This is a genomic window from Burkholderiaceae bacterium DAT-1 (assembly GCA_019084025.1).
Lineage (GTDB): Bacteria > Pseudomonadota > Gammaproteobacteria > Burkholderiales > Chitinimonadaceae > DAT-1.
Genome location: JAHRBI010000019.1, coordinates 1 through 887 on the forward strand (window position 1 = coordinate 1; position 887 = coordinate 887).

Here is an 887-nt window from a genome sequence, read left to right on the forward strand (position 1 = left end):
TGGGGCATCAGGTGAGTCCACCGCGTCATATCATACGCAAACGGCCAGACCCCAGATGCAGCAAGGCTTCCCGCACATCACGCAGACTGCAATATCCAGTTTAAAGAGCGAGACCCCCCAGAGGCGGTTTTGGCCCGCACAGTGTACCAGCCCAGATACCCGCCTACACGGATTTGCAATCCGTTGGGCAGCCGCACCACACCTTGTTCTGGCCTGCATAGATCCATCACCTCAACCTGTCCCTAGTAGGGACACCTCGGGGCGGACTTATGCGCGTGCCGCGTCAGCACCAAAGAAGGCGGCGCACGTTTACGGTCGGGATGGCTGAGGTTACTTTGCCCGGCGCAGCAGGCTCTTGGTCACGTTGCGCCATTGATGACACACGCGATAGATGCGCAGTACATCACCGTGTACTGCGTAAAAGATTCGAAACGGGAAACGGTCCATAGACCAGGTGCGCAGATCCATACCAGGGTACAGATACGCAAAGCGACGTGACCCTATACCCGGCCGTTCAGCCAGCACATCCAGGGCACTCAGGAATTCATCGGTGAAGGCATCTCCCAGACCGGGCGATGCATCGTCATACCAGTCCTGCGCATCAAAGGCATCCTTCTTCGCAGTCTGCAGGAGATCGATTTTCAGAACCATCTCAGCGTTGGCGACGATTCCGCAGGCGCGCACGAAACTCGGTCGCAAACTCCGCAACCGAGGCATAGACCGTTCCGGGGCCGCTCTCCAGAGCTTCCTGAATCAGGGCGTACACCTCCCGATCCTCTTCATTGCGAGGACCATAGCTCTCCGGTACTTCAGGCAAGGGCATCAGCTCTGCCGGGTCCAGTGAGTTAAGCGAGGCCATCCGGGTATCCTTGTGTGCATGCTGCATG

At 58.1% G+C, this 887-nt stretch carries 2 protein-coding genes; both read right to left on the minus strand.

Annotated features, from left to right (window positions below; all coding sequences use genetic code 11):
- Nucleotides 1-330: 330 nt before the first annotated feature.
- The gene (locus KSF73_17300; GenBank protein MBV1777477.1) at nt 331-651 is read right to left on the minus strand and encodes a type II toxin-antitoxin system RelE/ParE family toxin; all 321 of its coding nucleotides are present in this window, start codon (nt 649-651) and stop codon (nt 331-333) included.
- A gap of 1 nt (nt 652) precedes the next feature.
- Nucleotides 653-887: hypothetical protein (locus KSF73_17305; GenBank protein MBV1777478.1), on the minus strand; the 235-nt coding region annotated here is incomplete at its 5' end.